Origin of the sequence: Bradyrhizobium sp. BTAi1 (genome assembly GCF_000015165.1) — a bacterium.
Taxonomy (GTDB): Bacteria; Pseudomonadota; Alphaproteobacteria; order Rhizobiales; family Xanthobacteraceae; genus Bradyrhizobium; species Bradyrhizobium denitrificans.
The window spans coordinates 680,160-697,070 of sequence record NC_009485.1; the positions used below are offsets into that span (position 1 = coordinate 680,160).

General features: G+C 66.6%; 13 protein-coding genes. 7 read left to right on the plus strand and 6 right to left on the minus strand.

The features are described from left to right. Positions 1-91: 91 nt before the first annotated feature. The 3 genes from BBTA_RS03120 to BBTA_RS03130 all read left to right on the plus strand — a co-directional run bounded on the left by BBTA_RS03120 (position 92) and on the right by BBTA_RS03130 (position 2,839). Complete coding sequence (locus tag BBTA_RS03120; protein ID WP_012040988.1) at positions 92-1,261, plus strand: acyl-CoA dehydrogenase family protein; 1,170 nt, start codon at positions 92-94, stop codon at positions 1,259-1,261. Next, positions 1,261-1,917, plus strand: a complete 657-nt coding sequence (locus tag BBTA_RS03125) for a glutathione S-transferase family protein (RefSeq protein ID WP_012040989.1) — start codon at positions 1,261-1,263, stop codon at positions 1,915-1,917. Before BBTA_RS03120 ends, BBTA_RS03125 begins: the two co-directional genes overlap by 1 nt. 130 nt (positions 1,918-2,047) lie before the next feature. After that, positions 2,048-2,839, plus strand: coding sequence for an AraC family transcriptional regulator (locus tag BBTA_RS03130; protein ID WP_012040990.1), 792 nt, complete (start codon positions 2,048-2,050; stop codon positions 2,837-2,839). Here the strand turns inward: BBTA_RS03130 and BBTA_RS03135 are convergent. Then, positions 2,809-5,391, minus strand: coding sequence for a cation-translocating P-type ATPase (locus BBTA_RS03135; protein WP_012040991.1), 2,583 nt, complete (start codon positions 5,389-5,391; stop codon positions 2,809-2,811). The two genes, BBTA_RS03130 and BBTA_RS03135, sit on opposite strands and share 31 nt — an antisense overlap. Before the next feature lie 187 nt (positions 5,392-5,578). Here BBTA_RS03135 and BBTA_RS03140 point away from each other — a divergent pair, with 187 nt between their 5' ends. The 4 genes from BBTA_RS03140 (at position 5,579) to BBTA_RS03155 (ending at position 11,916) form a co-directional block, all read left to right on the plus strand. Continuing rightward, complete coding sequence (locus BBTA_RS03140; protein ID WP_012040992.1) at positions 5,579-6,445, plus strand: 3-keto-5-aminohexanoate cleavage protein; 867 nt, start codon at positions 5,579-5,581, stop codon at positions 6,443-6,445. A gap of 110 nt (positions 6,446-6,555) precedes the next feature. Next, complete coding sequence (locus tag BBTA_RS03145) at positions 6,556-8,154, plus strand: AMP-binding protein (protein ID WP_041751204.1); 1,599 nt, start codon at positions 6,556-6,558, stop codon at positions 8,152-8,154. A gap of 172 nt (positions 8,155-8,326) precedes the next feature. Next, positions 8,327-9,943, plus strand: coding sequence for an acyl-CoA carboxylase subunit beta (locus tag BBTA_RS03150; protein ID WP_012040994.1), 1,617 nt, complete (start codon positions 8,327-8,329; stop codon positions 9,941-9,943). A gap of 17 nt (positions 9,944-9,960) precedes the next feature. Continuing rightward, a complete protein-coding gene (locus tag BBTA_RS03155; RefSeq protein WP_012040995.1) occupies positions 9,961-11,916 on the plus strand; it encodes an acetyl-CoA carboxylase biotin carboxylase subunit in 1,956 nt (651 codons plus the stop codon). A 94-nt stretch (positions 11,917-12,010) separates the two neighbouring features. Here the strand turns inward: BBTA_RS03155 and BBTA_RS03160 are convergent, their stop codons facing one another. The 5 genes from BBTA_RS03160 to BBTA_RS03180 form a co-directional block, all read right to left on the minus strand. Further along, positions 12,011-12,373 carry a response regulator gene (locus BBTA_RS03160; RefSeq protein ID WP_083780588.1) on the minus strand — a complete coding sequence of 121 codons (363 nt, stop codon included), beginning with the start codon at positions 12,371-12,373 and terminating at the stop codon, positions 12,011-12,013. Beyond that, entirely contained in the window at positions 12,360-13,742 is a 1,383-nt protein-coding gene (locus BBTA_RS03165; protein WP_012040997.1) for a sensor histidine kinase, read from the minus strand. Before BBTA_RS03165 ends, BBTA_RS03160 begins: the two co-directional genes overlap by 14 nt. Before the next feature lie 348 nt (positions 13,743-14,090). Continuing rightward, positions 14,091-14,399: a c-type cytochrome gene (locus BBTA_RS03170; RefSeq protein WP_012040998.1), complete on the minus strand. Its 309-nt coding sequence runs from the start codon at positions 14,397-14,399 to the stop codon at positions 14,091-14,093. A 12-nt stretch (positions 14,400-14,411) separates the two neighbouring features. After that, a complete protein-coding gene (locus tag BBTA_RS03175; RefSeq protein ID WP_012040999.1) occupies positions 14,412-15,161 on the minus strand; it encodes a CBS domain-containing protein in 750 nt (249 codons plus the stop codon). Between the two features lie 97 nt (positions 15,162-15,258). Continuing rightward, the gene (locus BBTA_RS03180) at positions 15,259-16,821 is read right to left on the minus strand and encodes an AMP-binding protein (RefSeq protein WP_012041000.1); all 1,563 of its coding nucleotides are present in this window, start codon (positions 16,819-16,821) and stop codon (positions 15,259-15,261) included. Positions 16,822-16,911: the final 90 nt, after the last annotated feature.

Genomic DNA, 16,911 nt, shown 5'->3' on the forward strand with positions numbered 1-16,911 from the left:
ACGAGTGTTGAGCGCGGAGCGTCCCGAACCATGAGGCCCCGATGCATCTTGGTGTCTGCCGCCGCGCCCAGAAATGACGAGAGGAATTGAGATGCTCTTCACCGCCGACCACGACGAACCGCGCCGCATCCTGCAGAAGTTCATCGCTGCCGAGATCAACCCTCACGTCGACGAATGGGAGGCGGCCGGCATCTTCCCCGCGCATGAGCTGTTCAAGAAGCTTGGCAGCCTCGGCTTTCTCGGCCTCAACAAGCCGGTCGAATTCGGCGGCCAGGGGCTGGACTATTCCTACGCGCTGATGATGGCCGAGGAGCTTGGCGCGATCACTTGCGGCGGCGTGCCGATGGCGATCGGGGTGCAGACCGACATGGCGACGCCGGCGCTGGCGCGCTTCGGCTCGGATGAGCTGCGGCGCGAATTCCTGGCGCCCGCGGTTTCCGGCGATGCGGTGGTCTGCCTCGGCGTGTCGGAGACCGGTGCGGGCTCGGACGTCGCCTCGATCAAGACCACGGCCCGCTCCGACGGCGATGACTACGTCATCAACGGGGGCAAGATGTGGACCACCAATGGCACCCAGGCCGACTGGATGTGCCTGCTCGCCAACACCGGCGACGGACCGGTCCATCGCAACAAGTCGCTGATCATCGTTCCGATGAAGACCAAGGGCGTGCAGATCGCCCGCAAGCTCGACAAGCTCGGCATGCATTCGTCCGACACCGCGCAGATCTTCTTCGACAATGTGCGCGTGCCCAAGCGCAACCGGGTCGGCGAGGAGGGACAGGGCTTCACCTACCAGATGCTGCAGTTCCAGGAGGAGCGGCTGTGGGGCGCGGCGGCCTGCCTGAAGTCGCACGAATACATCATCGCGAAGACGATCGAATACACCCGCGAGCGCAAGGTGTTCGGCCGCAGCGTGCTCGACAACCAGGTGGTCCATTTCAAGCTCGCGGAGATGCAGACCGAGGTCGAGCTGTTGCGCGCGCTGATCTATCGGGCCGCCGAAGCGCTGATCGCCGGCGAGGACGTCACCCGGCTCGCAACCATGGCCAAGCTCAAGGCCGGCCGCCTTGGTCGCGAGCTGACCGATGCCTGCCTGCAATATTGGGGCGGCATGGGCTTCATGAACGAGACGCCGGTCAGCCGCGCCTATCGCGACGCCCGGCTGACCTCGATCGGCGGCGGCGCCGACGAGGTGATGCTGACGATCCTGTGCAAGATGATGGGCACCTTGCCCGGCACCGGCAAAGCGGGGAACGCCTGATGATCACGCTGTATCATTGCGACGGCGCCCGCTCGTTCCGCCCGCTGTGGATGCTGGAGGAGCTCGGGCTCGCCTATGAATTGAAGATGCTGCCGTTCCCGCCGCGGGTGCTGGCCAAGGACTATCTCGCCATCAATCCGCTCGGGACGATCCCGTTTCTGATCGACGGCGAGACCAGGATGACGGAGTCCTCCGGCATCTGCCACTATCTCGGCATCAAGCATGGCCCGACGCCGCTGATGGTCGGACCTGAGGAGAAGGACTACGGCACGTTCCTGAACTGGATGTATTTCTCCGACGCGACGCTCACGTTCCCGCAGACGCTGGTGCTGAGATACGGTCAGCTCGAGCCGGATGAGCGACGCTCGCCGCAGGTGGCGGGCGATTATGCCAAATGGTTTCTGGGCCGGCTGCGCGCGGTCGAGGCAGCGACGCGGACTGCCGAGTTCTTGAGCGCCGGCCGTTTCACCGCAGCCGACATCGTGATCGGCTACGCGTTGCGCCTCGCCGAGACGATCGGGCTGTCGAAGGACTTCGGTCCGAATGTGGCCGGCTATTGGGCGCGGCTGCAGCAGCGCGATGGCTATCTGCGGGCCCGTACAGCCGAGCAGCGCGCCGGCGTGGAGCAGGGCATCACGCCGCGCGTCCGGCCATGACCAGTATCGCTCATAGCGACGATTAACCGCGACAAAAATCGGCGGTGACAGCCGATGACAGCGGCGCGAATTGCGCTATGGTCCTCCACCAAAGAAGCGGCCAACAGAGCCGCGCCTCAGGAGGAAGACCATGGATGTGACCCGCCGGGACTCCGGCCATCTCATGCTGATCACGCCCGAGCGCGTCTTCTACGCCGGGCTGCTCGGCCGTCCGCGCCAGCGCTGCTCGGGTGCGTTCCACATTTACGTCGCGCTTACCGGCAGCCTCCGGCTGCTGCCCGAGGGGGGCGAGGAGCGCTGCGGCGAGCTGCTGGTCGTGCCGCCCAACAAGCAGCATACGATCGAGAGCGATTATCGCACCGTGATCGTCGTGACGATCGAGCCGGAAAGCGTGCCGATCGGCACGCTGGATCGTTTCGCCAGCAAAGTTACGCGCGAGGCGGAGGCCTATGGCTGCCGCATCCGCGCCGCCTATGAGGAGCTGGTGCAGCGGCCGCTGAGCGGCGACGTCACCAGCGCGATCTTCGATCGGCTGTGCTTCGGCGAGGTGTTGCCGCAGCGTTCGCTCGACCCGCGCGTGGTCAAGGCGATCGGCCTGATCAGCCGTTTCTCCGGCGAGCCAGCCACCGCCGAGAGCTGCGCGGCGGCGGTCGGGCTGTCGACCTCGCGTTTCCTGCATCTGTTCAAGGAGGAGACCGACATCTCCTTCCGCTCGTTCCGGGCCTGGAAACGCGCGCGGCATCTGCTGAACTACGCCAACCAGGATCTCAACCTCGCACATCTTGCGCAGGACATCGGCTATCCCGATTCGACCCATTTCAGCCATTCGATCCGCCGCTTCTATGGCCTGAAGCCGCGCGCGATCTTCTCTGGCTCGCGCGATCTCGCGATTTACCGCGCCGGCGAGGCGGCCTTGACCTGATCGGGTCTCGCGGCGCGCCGCGTGAGGGCGGCGCGCAGCGGGAACTTCGACAGTTCGAGCACGATCAGCGTCGCGATGGCGGCGCCTGCCGTCAGCATCAGATCGTCGGCGTGCAGCGGGCCGAACCGGAACAGCGCCGTTGCGGCGGGCAGCGTCAGGCTGGTCGCGAGCACGGCGATGACGAAGCCGATCACCAGCAGCAGCACCCGATTCGGCCGCAGCAGCGCGTCGCGCAGCGAGCTCGAGAACGAGCGGTTGACGAAGATCAGGCTGACGATCACCGACACCAGCACGAAGAACACCAAGGCGCGGATCTCGTCGGCGGGCATGCCGGCCCGGCTCGCCAGCAGCAGCACGGCTCCGGTCACCCCCATCGCCAGGATGCCCTGCAGCGCGCCCCACAGCACCAGCGGGCGCGGCAGCAGCGGCTCCTGCGGATCGCGCGGCGGCCGCCGCATGATGTCGCTTTCCTCGGTCTCGGCCTCGAACACCAGCGAGCAGACGGGATCGATGATCATCTCGAGAAAGGCGATGTGCACCGGGCCGAGCAGCAATGGCAGGCCGGTCACGAGCGGCAGCAGCGCCAGCCCGGCGATCGGGAAATGCACCGCAAGAATGAAGCTCATCGCCTTGCGCAGATTGTCGTAGATCCGCCGGCCCAGCTGGACCGCCTTGACGATCGAGCCGAAATCGTCGTCGAGCAGCACGATCGCGGCGGCCTCGCGCGCGACATCGGTGCCGCGCCCGCCCATCGCGATGCCGATATGGGCGGCCTTCAGCGACGGCGCATCGTTGACGCCGTCGCCGGTCATCGCGACGATCTCGCCATCGGCCTTGAGCGCCGAGACGATGCGCAGCTTCTGCTCCGGCATGATGCGCGCAAACGCCGTCGGCCGGCGCGCCGCCTGCGCCAGCGTCTCGTCGTCGAGTGCCGACAGCTCGGCGCCGGTGATGACGCGCTCAGGATCGAGCCCGGCCTGCCGCGCGATCGCCGCCGCCGTGGCCGGATAATCGCCGGTGATCATGATGATTCGAATGCCGGCGGAGCGGCATTGCGCGACGGCATCGGCGACCTCCGGCCGCAGCGGATCGGCGAAGCCGACCAGGCCGCAGAAGCTGTACGTGAAGCCCTGCTGGGTGTCCGGCAGCGCCTCGTCGCGCCAGCTCGCTTCGGCGACGCCTAGCACGCGCAGTCCTTCGGCGGCGAGGGTCTCGACACGCGCCTGCAACGCCTCCAGCGCGGCGCCGCCGAGACCGCAGAGCGTCGCGATCGCCTCCGGCGCGCCCTTGGCGGCGACGACCGTCGCGCCGTCGCGCGACCAGACATTGGTCATGGCGAGCAGATCCGGACGCAGGCCGTAACGCCGTTGCAGGGTGGCGCCGACGATCGCTTCGGTGTCGAGCGCCTGCAGGGCGCGCTCCATCGGATCATGCGATTGCGGGTCGCAGGCGAGCACGGCGGTGGCGACGAGATCGCGGAACGCCGCCGTCACCGCCTCCGGCGTTGCACCGGCGGGGTGCAGACCCTCGCCGTCGGGACGCACCAGCCGCGCCACCATCATGCGGTTCTGCGTCAGGGTGCCGGTCTTGTCGGTGCACAGCACGGTCGCTGCCCCGAGCGATTCGATCGCCGCGGCGCGCCGCGTCAGTACCCGCGCCTGCGAGATCCGCCAGGCGCCCATCGCGAGGAACACGGTGAGCACGACCGGGAACTCCTCGGGCAGCATCGACATGCCCAAGGCGATGCCGGCCAGAATTCCCTCCAGCCAGCCGCCGCGATAGAGCGCATAGAGCACGACCGTGATCGCCACCACGATGCCGCCGCCGATCGCGAACGCCATGACGAGACGTCGCGTCTGCTGCCGCAGGCGCGGAGTCTCGGTCTCCAGCGTGCTGACCGACTGGCCGATCCTGCCGATCGCCGTGCGCGGTCCCGTGGCGATCACCTCGGCAATGCCGCCGCCGCGCACCACGAGGCTGCCCGAGAACACGAAGGGCTGATCGTCGCCGCCAGCCGTTGCGGCCACGTCGATCGCGGCGTCAGCGGCCGGCCGTTTGCGGACCGGCACGGACTCGCCGGTCAGCAGCGATTCATCCGTCAGCAGATCGTCACATTGCCGCAGCACCGCGTCGGCCGCGACGCGGTCGCCCTCCGCGAGCACGATGACATCGCCGCGCACCACCTCGCGCCCGGCGATGCGGCTGCGTTCGCCGTCGCGGATCACCAGCGCGCGCGGGCTGGACAGGTCGCGCAGCGCTTCCAGCACCCGCTCGGTGCGTGCCTCCTGCACGATGGTGATGGCGACCGAGGCCGAGGCGAACACGCCGAGGAGCAGCGCCTCGGCCAGATCGCCCAGCGCGAGATAGATCCCGGCGCCCGCCAACAGCAGCAGCAGCATCGGTTCCTGCAGCACATCGGCGATCAGCCGGACGATCGAGCGCGCGCCGGCCTGCGGCAGCTCGTTGAAGCCCTCCGCCTGCAGCCGCCGCGCCGCTTCGGCGGCGCTCAGGCCAAGCGAGGCGGCTGGCGCTGGTTGTGTATCGATCGGCATTGCACGTCCTGTGATGAAGTAGCAGGAACCGCTTATCGCTGATCCCGGCTGCCGGCTTGATGCAGAGCAATACCGGGTTGCGGTGCTTCCAACCAGCGAGTCAACGCAAGCAGATTTGGCCTGGACATCATCATATGTGACCCGGATCAGCATCGCGCTGCGACGTGCAGCCTATCGAACGAGTGCCATGAGCAATAAAGCCGTCATCACCTGCGCGCTGAACGGCGTGCTCACCGATCCCCGGCAGCATCACGTGCCGGTCACGCCCGAGGAGATGGCGCGCGAGGCGCGCCGCGCCTTCGACGCCGGCGCTGCGATCATGCACATCCATCTGCGCCAGCAGGCGCCGGGCAAGGGTCATCTGCCGTCATGGGAGGTGAGTGTCTCCCGCGAGATTCAGCAGGCGATCCGCGAGGCCTGTCCGGGCGTGATCATCAATCACACCTCGGGCGTGTCGGGCCCGAACTATCAGGGGGCGCTCGATTGCATCCGGGAGACGCGGCCGGAGATCGCGGCCTGCAATGCAGGCTCGCTGAACTATCTGAAGGTCAAGGCCGACAACAGCTGGGCATGGCCGCCGATGATGTTCGACAACTCGGTCGAGAAGATCGAGGACTATCTCGCCGCAATGAAGGACGCGCACACGATCCCGGAGTTCGAGTGCTTCGATGTCGGCATCGTGCGCTGCGTTGGCATGTACCGCCAGACCGGCATGTATGGCGGGCCGCTGGAATACAATTTCGTGATGGGCGTGGCCTCCGGCATGCCCGCCGATCCCGAACTGCTGCCGATCCTGCTCAGGCTGAAGCTGCCGGAGGCGCATTGGCAGGTCACCGCGATCGGCCGCGCCGAGATCTGGCCGCTGCATCAGCGCTGCGCCGAACTCGGTGGCCATCTCCGCACCGGCCTGGAGGACACGTTCTATCTCGCCGACGGCACCAAGGTGACCTCGAACGGCCAGCTGATCGAGGCCATCGCCGCCTGCGCGCGGCGCGCGGGCCGCGAGATCGCCAGCCCCGCCGAGGCGCGGCAGATGTTTGGGACAATCAACTGACGCCGGATACTCCGTCATTGCGAGCGCAGCGAAGCAATCCAGAGCTGCGCGTGACGCCCTGGATTGCTTCGCTGCGCTCGCAATGACGCGGATGGAGAGGGACTAGAATGATGACCAATCTCGACGCCACCGGCGGCGTAGCCGGACCCGGCCGCATCGGCCGGGTCGCGATCGGCGATCTCTTGAAGCGCGCGGCGCGGCGCTTTCCGGAGCGCGTCGCGATCACTGACGGCAGCCGCCAGGTCACGTTCACCGAGTTGGAGCGTGACGCCAACCGCTTCGCCAATTACCTCGTCGCCAAGGGGTTGAAGCCGGGTGAGAAGATCGCCACGGTCTGCAACAACTCGATCGAGTTCGTCAAAGCCCTGTTCGGCATCCATCGGGCCGGGCTGGTGTGGGTGCCGATCAATACCATGCTCGGCCCGGCCGACATGGATTATATCCTCGGTCACGCCGAGGTCCGCTTCGCCATCATCGACGACAATCTCCACGCCCAGCCGGAGCGGCGCGCGGCGCTGGAAAAGCGCGGCGCCGAGCTGATCGCGATCGACCTCACCGGCACGGCCAAGGCGGCGGAGCTCGCCAGCTTCAACGAGCTGATCCAGGGCCAGTCTGAGATCGAGCCGGATATCGCGATCAACGATCGTGATCTCGCGATGATCATCTACACCTCCGGCACGACGTCGCGGCCGAAGGGTGCGATGCATTGCCATCTCGCGGTGGTCATGGCGGTCATGAGCAACTGCATCGAGATGCAGCTGTCGCGCGATGACGGCATCACCGGGCAGTTCCCGTTGTTCCATTGCGCCGGCCATGTGCTGCTCTTGAGCTATCTCTCGGTCGGCGGCCGCATGGCGCTGATGCGCGGCTTCGATCCGGTGGCCTGCATGGAGGCCATCGTGCGCGACCGCCTGACCGTGTTCGTCGGCCTGCCGCTGATGTATCAGGCCATCCTCGATCATCCGCGTCGCAAGGAGTTCGACCTCTCGTATCTGCGCACCTGTCTCTATACGATGGCGCCGATGGGCCGGCCGCTGCTGGAGCGTGCGATCAAGGAGCTGTGCCCGAACTTCGTGCTGACCAGCGGCCAGACCGAGATGTATCCGGCGACGACGATGTCGCGGCCGGAGGTCCAGCTCAACCGCTTCGGCAATTATTGGGGCGAGTCGCTGTTCGTCAACGAAACCGCCATCATGGACGATGCCGGCAATCTGCTGCCGCCGGGCGAGATCGGCGAGCTCGTGCATCGCGGACCCAACGTGATGATGGGCTACTACAAGGACCCCCAATCGACCGAGGACGCGCGAAAATTCGGCTGGCACCACACCGGCGATCTCGCGGTGATCGAGAATGGCGAGGTGCTGTTCCTCGACCGCAAAAAGGACATGATCAAGTCCGGCGGCGAGAACGTCGCCTCGGTCAAGATCGAGGAGACCCTCTTGGCGCATCCGGCGGTGCAGAACGCTGCTGTCGTCGGCCTGCCGCATCCGCAATGGGGCGAGGCGGTATCGGCCTTCGTCAAGCTCAAGCCGGGCGCGCAGGCGAGCGAGACTGAACTGCTCGAGCATTGCCGCAAGTCGCTCGGCGGCTTCCAGGTGCCGAAGCTCGTCCGCGTGCTCGCGGAGATGCCGATGACTGCCACCGGCAAGCTGCGCAAGGTCGAGCTGCGCCAGGCCTATGGCGACCATTTCGCGGCGAAGAGCGCGTGAGCCGCTCCACCAACTCCTTCGTCATTCCGGGATGGTCCGAAAGGCCAGGCCCGGAATCCATCACCACGATCGTGAGTATGGAGTCCGGGCTCGCGCTTCCGCCTTCGCTCTTCGAGCTGCGGCCGACAAGCCGCGCGTCCCGGAATGACGATCAATAGCGAGCTTGTTGCTTATGGCCATCATCGACAACACCATCTCTCCCACCGGCGCCGCCTTCCAGGCCAATCGTGACGGCATGCTCGGCCTGATCGGGCGCATGCGTGATCTCGAGGCGCGGACGCGCAATGCCTCCGCTGCGGCGAAAGATCGTTTCCATCAGCGCGGCCAGCTGTTGCCGCGTGAGCGCGTCGCGCTGGTGCTCGATCCCGGCGCGCCGTTCCTGGAGCTGTCGACCCTGGCTGGCTACATGTTCGATGTGCCGGACCCGGCGAAGAGCGTGCCGGGCGGTGGCGTCGTGGCCGGCATCGGCTTCGTCTCCGGCGTGCGCTGCATGGTGTCGGCCAACGACGCCGGCATCGATGCCGGCGCGCTGCAGCCTTACGGCCTCGACAAGACCCTGCGGGTGCAGGAGCTGGCACTGGAGAACAAGCTGCCTTACGTGCAGCTGGTCGAGAGCGCCGGCGCCAATCTGCTGCGCTACCGCGTCGAGGATTTCGTGCGTGGCGGCAACATCTTTCGCAATCTCGCGCGGCTGTCGGCGGCGGGACTGCCGGTCGTGACGGTGACGCACGGCTCCTCCACGGCGGGGGGCGCCTACCAGACCGGTCTGTCCGATTACATCGTCATGGTCCGCGGCCGCACTCGCGCCTTCCTCGCCGGGCCGCCGCTCTTGAAGGCCGCGACCGGCGAGATCGCCACCGAGGAGGAGCTCGGCGGCGCCGAGATGCACACCTCGGTCTCGGGTCTCGGCGACTACCTTGCCGAGGACGACCGCGACGCTTTGCGCATCGCCCGCGAGATCATGGGCAAGCTGAACTGGGACCGGCCATCGCGTGACGCGACGACGGCGAAGCCGCCGCGCTACGACCAGGAGGAACTGCTCGGCATCATGCCGCTCGACCATAAGCGCCCCGTCGACATGCGCCAGGTCATCGCCAGGATTGTCGACGACAGCGACTTCGTCGAGATGTCTCCGAACTACGGCCCCGCCACGGTGTGCGGCCATGCCCGCATCGAGGGCCAGGCGATCGGCATCGTCACCAACAACGGCCCGCTCGATCCCGCCGGCGCCAACAAGGCGACGCATTTCATCCAGGCCTGCTGTCAGACCCGGACGCCGATCCTTTATCTCAACAACACCACCGGCTACATCGTCGGCCGCGCCTATGAGGAGGCCGGCATGATCAAGCACGGCTCCAAGATGATCCAGGCGGTGACTTCGGCGACGGTGCCGCAGATCACGATCTATTGCGGCGCCTCGTTCGGTGCCGGCAATTACGGCATGTGCGGCCGCGGCTTCCATCCGCGCTTCTGCTTCTCCTGGCCGAATGCCAAGACCGCCGTGATGGGCGGCGAGCAGGCGGCCGAGACGATGGCGATCGTGACGGAAGCGGCCGCGGCGCGCCGCGGCAAGCCGGTCGAGCGCGAGAAGCTCGACGCCATGAAGGCGCAGATCGTCAGCGTGTTCGACAGCCAGATGGACGTGTTCGCGACCTCCGCCCGCGTGCTCGACGATGGCGTGATCGATCCGCGCGACACCCGCGCCGTGCTGTCGGAGGTGCTGGCGATCTGCCGCGAGGCTGAGGCGCGTGAGCCGCAGCGCATGCAGTTCTCGGTGGCCAGGCCATGAGCGGAGAGGTGAAGGCGATGTCGCGCAGGCCGTTCCACAAGGTGCTGATCGCCAATCGCGGCGAGATCGCGCTGCGCGTCATGCGCACCGCGCGGCGGCTCGGCCATGGCGTGGTGGCGGTGTATTCCGATGCGGATCAAGACGCACCGCATGTGCGGCTCGCCGACCAGGCCGTCCGCATCGGCGCGCCGCCGCCGGCGCAATCCTATCTGAACATCGCTGCGATCATCGCGGCGGCAAAGGCCACTGGCGCCGATGCCGTGCATCCCGGCTATGGCTTCCTCGCCGAGAACGAGGATTTTGCGCAGGCGTGCACGGATGCGGGCCTCGTGTTCATCGGGCCATCGCCTGACGCGATCGCCGCGATGGGCAACAAGGCCGGCGCCAAGGACATCATGCTGCGCGCCGGCGTGCCCTGCGTGCCCGGCTATCAAGGTGAGGACCAGAACGACGAGGCGATGCTGCGCGAAGCGCGCCGCATCGGTTTTCCCGTGATGATCAAGGCGGTCGCCGGTGGCGGTGGACGCGGCATGCGGCTGGTGAGCGATGCAGATGCGTTCTTGGACATGCTGCGCAGCGCGCGCTCGGAGGCGGCTGCGGCCTTCGGTGACGGCACCGTCATCCTGGAGAAGGCGATCGCCAATCCGCGCCACATCGAGATCCAGGTGTTTGGTGACAGCCATGGCAACGCCGTCCATCTCGGCGAGCGCGACTGCTCGGTGCAGCGCCGGCATCAGAAACTGATCGAGGAGGCGCCGTCGCCCGCCGTCGGTCCCGAGCTGCGCGCGCGCATGGGCGCGGTGGCGGTGCAGGCCGTGAAGGCGCTCGTCTATGAGGGCGCCGGTACGCTGGAATTCCTGCTCGATGGTGACGGCCAATTCTACTTCATGGAGATGAACACGCGTCTGCAGGTCGAGCACCCCGTGACCGAGGCGCTGACCGGCCTCGACCTCGTGGAATGGCAGCTGCGTGTCGCTGCGGGCGAGCCGCTGCCGCTCCGTCAGGAGCAGATCAGGCTCGAGGGCCACGCCATCGAGGTGCGGCTATGCTCGGAGGATGCCGCGCAGGACTTCATGCCGCAATCCGGACGGATGGCGTTGTGGCAGATGCCGGAGGAAATCCGCGTCGAACATGCGCTGGAATCAGGTGCGGAGATCCCGCCATATTATGATTCGATGATCGCCAAGCTGATCAGTCATGGCGCGTCTCGCGAGGAGGCGCGGGCGCGGCTGATGGTCGGACTTGAGCAGGCGGCGGCGCTCGGCGTCACCACGAACCAGGCTTTCTTGCTGTCATGCCTGCGTCATCCGGCGTTCGTTGCCGGCAAGGCGACCACCGCGTTCATCGCGGCGCACGGCGATGATTTGAACGCGCCGGCCGTCGCTGCGGCTGACGTTGCGCTGGCTACACTCGTGCTCTCCGTCAGCCATCCACTTGCGCATCCCGTCGGCGGTGGCCGCTCGCTGGCCGCAAGCTTCGCGACGCCGTTGCGTTTCGAGATCGGTGGCGCGGTTCGTGACGCTGAGTTGTTGCGTGAGCGCGATGGCAGCTATCGCGTGACGTGTGACGGGACCGAACATGGCTGCGAGGTCATCTCGTTGTCCGGCGATATGATTCGCGTTCGTCGCGGCGACATCACCGAGAGCGCGCGCTTCGTGCGTGACGGCGATCAGCTGTTCGTGCAACATCGCGGTCAGACGCTGGCCCTCCGCGACCTCACGCTGGCTGCACCGCAATCCTCCGCAGCCGCCGGTGGCGACGGCAAGGTGCGCGCCGCCTTGAACGGGCGCGTGGTGGCGGTGCTGGTCAAGCTCGGTGATCGCGTCGCGGTGGGGCAGCCGGTCATCACGTTGGAAGCCATGAAGATGGAGCACGTCCACGCCGCCGGCCTCGCCGGAACGGTGACCGCGATCGAGGTTGCCGAGGGCGATCAGGTGACGACGGGCCGGATCGTGGTGGAGATCGCGGCGTGAGCATTGAACGGGCTTATCTGTAAGGCAACTGCCCTACCCAGAATCGCTCTGGCGCAGGCCTTGCTTCCGTTGCCAGCGCGGGTACCGGCCAGTCTCACTGGTGCAATTGCCGCTTCAACGTCGCCACCAGCCGGGCGGTCTGGAACGGCTTCGAAAGCAGCGGCGCGGTGGCGAATTCTTCCGGACATTGGTCGACGGCATAGCCGGTCACGGCGACGAAGGGCACACCGGCGGCGATCAAGGCGCGGGCGATCGGTGCCGAGGTCTCCTGGCCGAGATTGACGTCGAGCACGGCGAGATCGCAACGCTGTCGCTCCAGGAGATGCAGCGCCTTCGCGACCGTCGGCGCGACACCAACGACGTTGAAGCCTGCTTCCTCCAGCTCGACGGAGAGATCGAAGCCGATCATGGGATCGTCCTCGACGATCAGGACATTGATCTTGTCAGCGACGGGCATGGATGCTGCCGCGGCTGAGGCGTTGCAGGGGGCATCTCAGGTGCCAGCGCAGTCCGGCGGGCGCGAAATCGACATCGACCATCCCATCCAGCCCGGCCCCGACCATGTCGGAGATCACGCGGCTTCCGAAGCCGCTATGTGTCGGCGGCGAAACCGCGGGGCCGCCGCTTTCGCGCCAAATCATCTCCAAGTCGTCGCCGTCGCGGACCCAGCGGAGCGTGACATGTCCGTCGTCATTGGACAGCGCGCCATATTTGGCGGCGTTGGTCGCGAGCTCGTGCACCGCCATGCCGATCGCCTGCGCCGCTTCCGGCGTCAACTCGATCTCCGGGCCGTCGATCGCGATGCGGTTGCCGACCAGGTCGCTGAACGCGCCGAGCTGGGAACGGACCAGGCCGCCGAGCGGAATGAAGCGCCAGTCGTTCTGGATCAGGAGATCCTGATTGCTCGCGATCGCCTGCAGGCGCTGCAGGAAGCGTTCGAGATCGAGCGGCCGGCCTCGGCGTGTCATCTGCCGGGCGATGGCCTGCACCAGCGACAGCAGGTTCTTGCTGCGATGATTGACCTCGGCGAGCAAGGTGCGCAGTTGCTCCCTGGTTTGGCGCTTGTCGGTGATGTCGCGCACGATCTTGGACGCGCCGATGATGCGGCCATGGGAGTCGCGGACCGGCGAGACCGTCACCGACACGTCGATCAACGCGCCGTCCTTGCGCAGGCGGATCGTCTCGAAATTGTCGATGATCTCGCCGGAGACCACGGTGGCGAGGATGCGGTCCTCCTCGGCCTGGCGCTCCAGCGGGATGATGGTGCGGATCGAGCGGTTGATCATCTCCTCTTCCGAGAAGCCGAAGATGCGCTCGGCGCTCTTGTTCCAGCTGGTGATGGTGCCGTCCAGGGTCTTGCTGACGACGCCGTCGGACGACGAGGCGACGATGGCGGCCAGCATGGCGGCGCCGCGTTCGGCCTTCTTGGTCAAGGTCACGTCGCGGATGATCGCCGAAATGCCGACCACAGCCGCCTGCGGGTTGCGCACCGGCGAATAGGTCATGGACACCTCGATCGGCCGGCCCTGTTTGCTGAGCAGGACCGTCTCGAAGCTCTCGACCGATTCGCCCGTCGCGATCCGGTCTCGAATGTCGCGCGCCTGCTCGTGCAGTTCAGCGGGAATGATGTCCGCAACGGGCCTGCCGATCATCTCCGTTGCGCTATAGCCAAGCATCCGTTCGCAGGCGGCATTCCAGCTGCGGATGGATCCGTCCGTGGTCGTGCTCAGGATCGCATCGGCCGACGAGGCAACGATCGCGGCGAGATGAGCCGTGTCGTGATCGCTCACATGGGCCATGGGGGAGGCGCCGGGCATTCCGTGCACGTGGCGGGCTCCTTGCTAACGGGACGACGGAGAGGATGCCGCACACCCGATTACCAACTTGTTTGTGTACGAATGCAAGGGCTATCTCGTTCGTTGCTTGTTGTTGGTTTTCCGGCAACGAGGACAGGGAACACGGCCGTGGCCGATAGCGGTCGCTGCGACGTGCTCCAGCCCATCGCGGCGATCACCTGTAACGTCGATCTGACGATTTTGTTCCGCCGAAACCTCCCTGAAAGGTTCGGGAGGTCGCGGCGCGGAGGCGGTCTGCGGCGGCGGCTTTACCCATTCGCAAGCACCAGCGTCGCGCCGGAACTTTGGATTCCGCTCGGCCGAGCGGGCTACCGACGCTTACTGGCCGAGGCTGAGGATGTAGCTCGCGAGATCGGCTGCATCCGCCGCTGTGAGTGGATTGTTAGCCATGGTGGCGTGAGGCAGGAGAAGGAACTGGACCAGTGTTTCCTTCGTCAGGCCCGGCTTGGTCGCAATCGCCACGAATGGCCGGGCGCGGCGGAACTTGGGGGTCTCTGTGCCGACGACATGGCACGCGGCGCACCAGCGCTCCGCGAGCTGACGCCCATGATCGGTGTTCTCCGCCCTCCCGGGAACCGTCGCCATCAGCAGCAGCGCCATGATCGACAACGCGGTGGCTCGACGCACGGGCGGCACTCCTCACAGCGGCTGGTCGTCGTCGGTCGACGGCTGATCCTGCAGCGAGACGATATCGCCGCCGCCGAACTCCTCCTCCGGCGGCGGGTAGACCCACATATGGTCACGCACGTCGCGGACGCCCTGAACGCTCTTGGCCGCCACGATCGCGGTTGCCCGCTCCTGGTCGTTGCGCACCGCACCGGTGAGATGCGCGACGCCGTTGCGGACGACGACATTGAAGCGGCAGTGTTTGCAGGCGGCCTGGTCGAGCGCGTCGAGGATGGCCGTGCGGAGCCCGTCATCGTCGGGGGTGGGGCCCGGCACCGCCGTCGCGAGATCGGCGAGGGTCTGGACGAAGTCGGTATGAGTGACCATGCCGACCAGTTGCTCGCCGCTGACGACCGGCAGGCGCTTGATGCTGCGCTTCTCCATGATCGCGGCGATCTCGGCGAGACTCGCATCGGGGCTGACTGTGACCGCAGGCCGGCTCATGATGTCGCCGACGGTGCGGCCATGGGAATGGACGAAATCGGCGCCGATGCGGCCGCGTCCGACCAGGAGGTCGAGCCAGCGGCCCTGCTTCCGCTCGGTGCCGAGCTCGGCCCGACGGAGGAAGTCGCCATCGGTGACCATGCCGACCAGTCGCCCCGCGGCATCGACCACCGGCAGTCCGCCGATGTGATTGCGGAGCATGATCCGCGCCGCCTCGGCCACCGGGGTTCCCGGCGTCACGGTGATGACCGATCTCGTCATGATCTGATGAGCGCGCATGTCGTGATCTCGCGAAAAGGGCTGCTGTCGCAATCGCACAAGCATAGCCCCAGGTGTCGCCGCGCGCTTGACCAGGATCAACGCCGTCCCGGGTGTCCTACACGATCCGCGAAGTCTTGTTGCCCCAATAGCGATCGCGTAGCAGGCGCTTGTACAGCTTGCCGGTCGGCAACCGTGGCAGTTCCTTCTCGAAATCGATCGAGCGCGGCACCTTCTGGCGCGACAGTGACTGTCGGCAGAATGCGATCAGCTCCTCTTCGAGCTCGGCGCTGGGTGGAATGCCGGACATCGGCTGGATCACCGCCTTCACCTCCTCGCCGAGATCCGGATTGGGCACGCCGAACACGGCGGCGTCGGCGACCTTGGGATGGGTGATCAGCAGGTTCTCGCATTCCTGCGGATAGATGTTCACGCCGCCCGAGATGATCATGAAGGTGGCGCGGTCGGTGAGGTAGAGATAGCCGTCGGCATCGACATAGCCGACATCGCCGACGGTGCTCATCGTGCCGTCGGCCGAGCGCGCGTCCTTGGTGCGCTCGGGATCGTTGAAGTACTCGAACGGCGAGCCGGTCTTGAACCACACCGTGCCGGCGGTGCCGACCGGGCAGGGCTGCATGGCCTCGTCGAGGATGTGCAGGTCGCCGAACAGCACCTTGCCGACGGTACCGCGATGCGCGAGCCATTGTTCGCTGTCGCAGGCCGTGAAGCCGAGCCCTTCGGTGGCCCCGTAATATTCGTGGATGATCGGTCCCCACCAGCGGATCATGTCCTCCTTGACCTGCGCCGGGCAGGGCGCGGCGGCATGGATCGCGACCTCGAGCGACGACAGGTCGTAGCGGCTGCGCACCTCCTCCGGCAGCTTCAGCATGCGCGAGAACATCGTCGGCACCAGCTGGGTGTGGGTGATGCCCCATTGCTCCACGAGCTGGAGGTAGCGCTCCGGATCGAACGTCTCCATGATGATGGCGGTGCCGCCGCTGCGGATGGTAAGGTTGACGGCGGCCTGCGGTGCGGAGTGATAGAGCGGCGCCGGCGACAGATAGATCATGCCCTCGCGGTAGCGCCACAGCCTCTCGAGAAAATCGAAGATCGGCAATTGTTGCACCGGCGGCTGCTCGGGCAACGGCCGGAGAATGCCCTTGGGCCGGCCCGTGGTGCCGGAGGAATACAGCATCGCGGTGCCGACGCTCTCGTCGGCGATCGGCGTTGCCGGCAGGCCGGCGGTGGCCTCCGCGAGGCCGACGATGCGCTCGCTCGCGCCAAATTCATCCGGATGCCCGTCGACGACGATGCACAGCTCGATGCCGGGCGCCTCCTGCAGCGCCTCGCGCGCGACGCCGAGCTTGGCGACCGAGGTGATCAGCAGCCGCGACCGGCTGTTGTTGAGGATGTAGGCCAGCTCGCCAGGGGTGAGGTAGGAGTTGACGCAGGTGAAATACAGCCCAGACCGCTCGCCGGCGCCGCAGGCCTCGAGATAGCGGTCGTTGTTCTCCATGAAGATCGAATAGTGATCGAGCCGCCGCAGCCCGCGCTGGCGGAACAAATGGGCCAGGCGGTTCGTGCGCGCCTCCAGCTCGCGATAGGTCACTGCCTCGCCGGTGGAGGCCATGATGAAGGCGGGCTGCAGCGGGCGCAGCCGGGCGTGCTTGCCGGTGTACATGAGTCCTCCCTGCGAATGTCTGCCGTTCGGTTTGCAGGAGAGTGCATGAGGGAGAACAGGCGAGCGCACTGGCGGGGACGGGGCAACGCC

Excerpts from the sequence above, each read along its gene's own strand:
- BBTA_RS03175 (WP_012040999.1), bottom strand. The coding sequence starts at position 15,161 with ATGCGCGCTCATCAGATCATGACGAGATCGGTCATCACCGTGACGCCG.
- BBTA_RS03160 (WP_083780588.1), bottom strand. The coding sequence starts at position 12,373 with ATGCCCGTCGCTGACAAGATCAATGTCCTGATCGTCGAGGACGATCCC.
- BBTA_RS03120 (WP_012040988.1), top strand. The coding sequence starts at position 92 with ATGCTCTTCACCGCCGACCACGACGAACCGCGCCGCATCCTGCAGAAG.
- BBTA_RS03155 (WP_012040995.1), top strand. The coding sequence starts at position 9,961 with ATGTCGCGCAGGCCGTTCCACAAGGTGCTGATCGCCAATCGCGGCGAG.
- BBTA_RS03140 (WP_012040992.1), top strand. The coding sequence starts at position 5,579 with ATGAGCAATAAAGCCGTCATCACCTGCGCGCTGAACGGCGTGCTCACC.
- BBTA_RS03145 (WP_041751204.1), top strand. The coding sequence starts at position 6,556 with ATGACCAATCTCGACGCCACCGGCGGCGTAGCCGGACCCGGCCGCATC.
- BBTA_RS03150 (WP_012040994.1), top strand. The coding sequence starts at position 8,327 with ATGGCCATCATCGACAACACCATCTCTCCCACCGGCGCCGCCTTCCAG.
- BBTA_RS03130 (WP_012040990.1), top strand. The coding sequence starts at position 2,048 with ATGGATGTGACCCGCCGGGACTCCGGCCATCTCATGCTGATCACGCCC.
- BBTA_RS03125 (WP_012040989.1), top strand. The coding sequence starts at position 1,261 with ATGATCACGCTGTATCATTGCGACGGCGCCCGCTCGTTCCGCCCGCTG.
- BBTA_RS03180 (WP_012041000.1), bottom strand. The coding sequence starts at position 16,821 with ATGTACACCGGCAAGCACGCCCGGCTGCGCCCGCTGCAGCCCGCCTTC.
- BBTA_RS03135 (WP_012040991.1), bottom strand. The coding sequence starts at position 5,391 with ATGCCGATCGATACACAACCAGCGCCAGCCGCCTCGCTTGGCCTGAGC.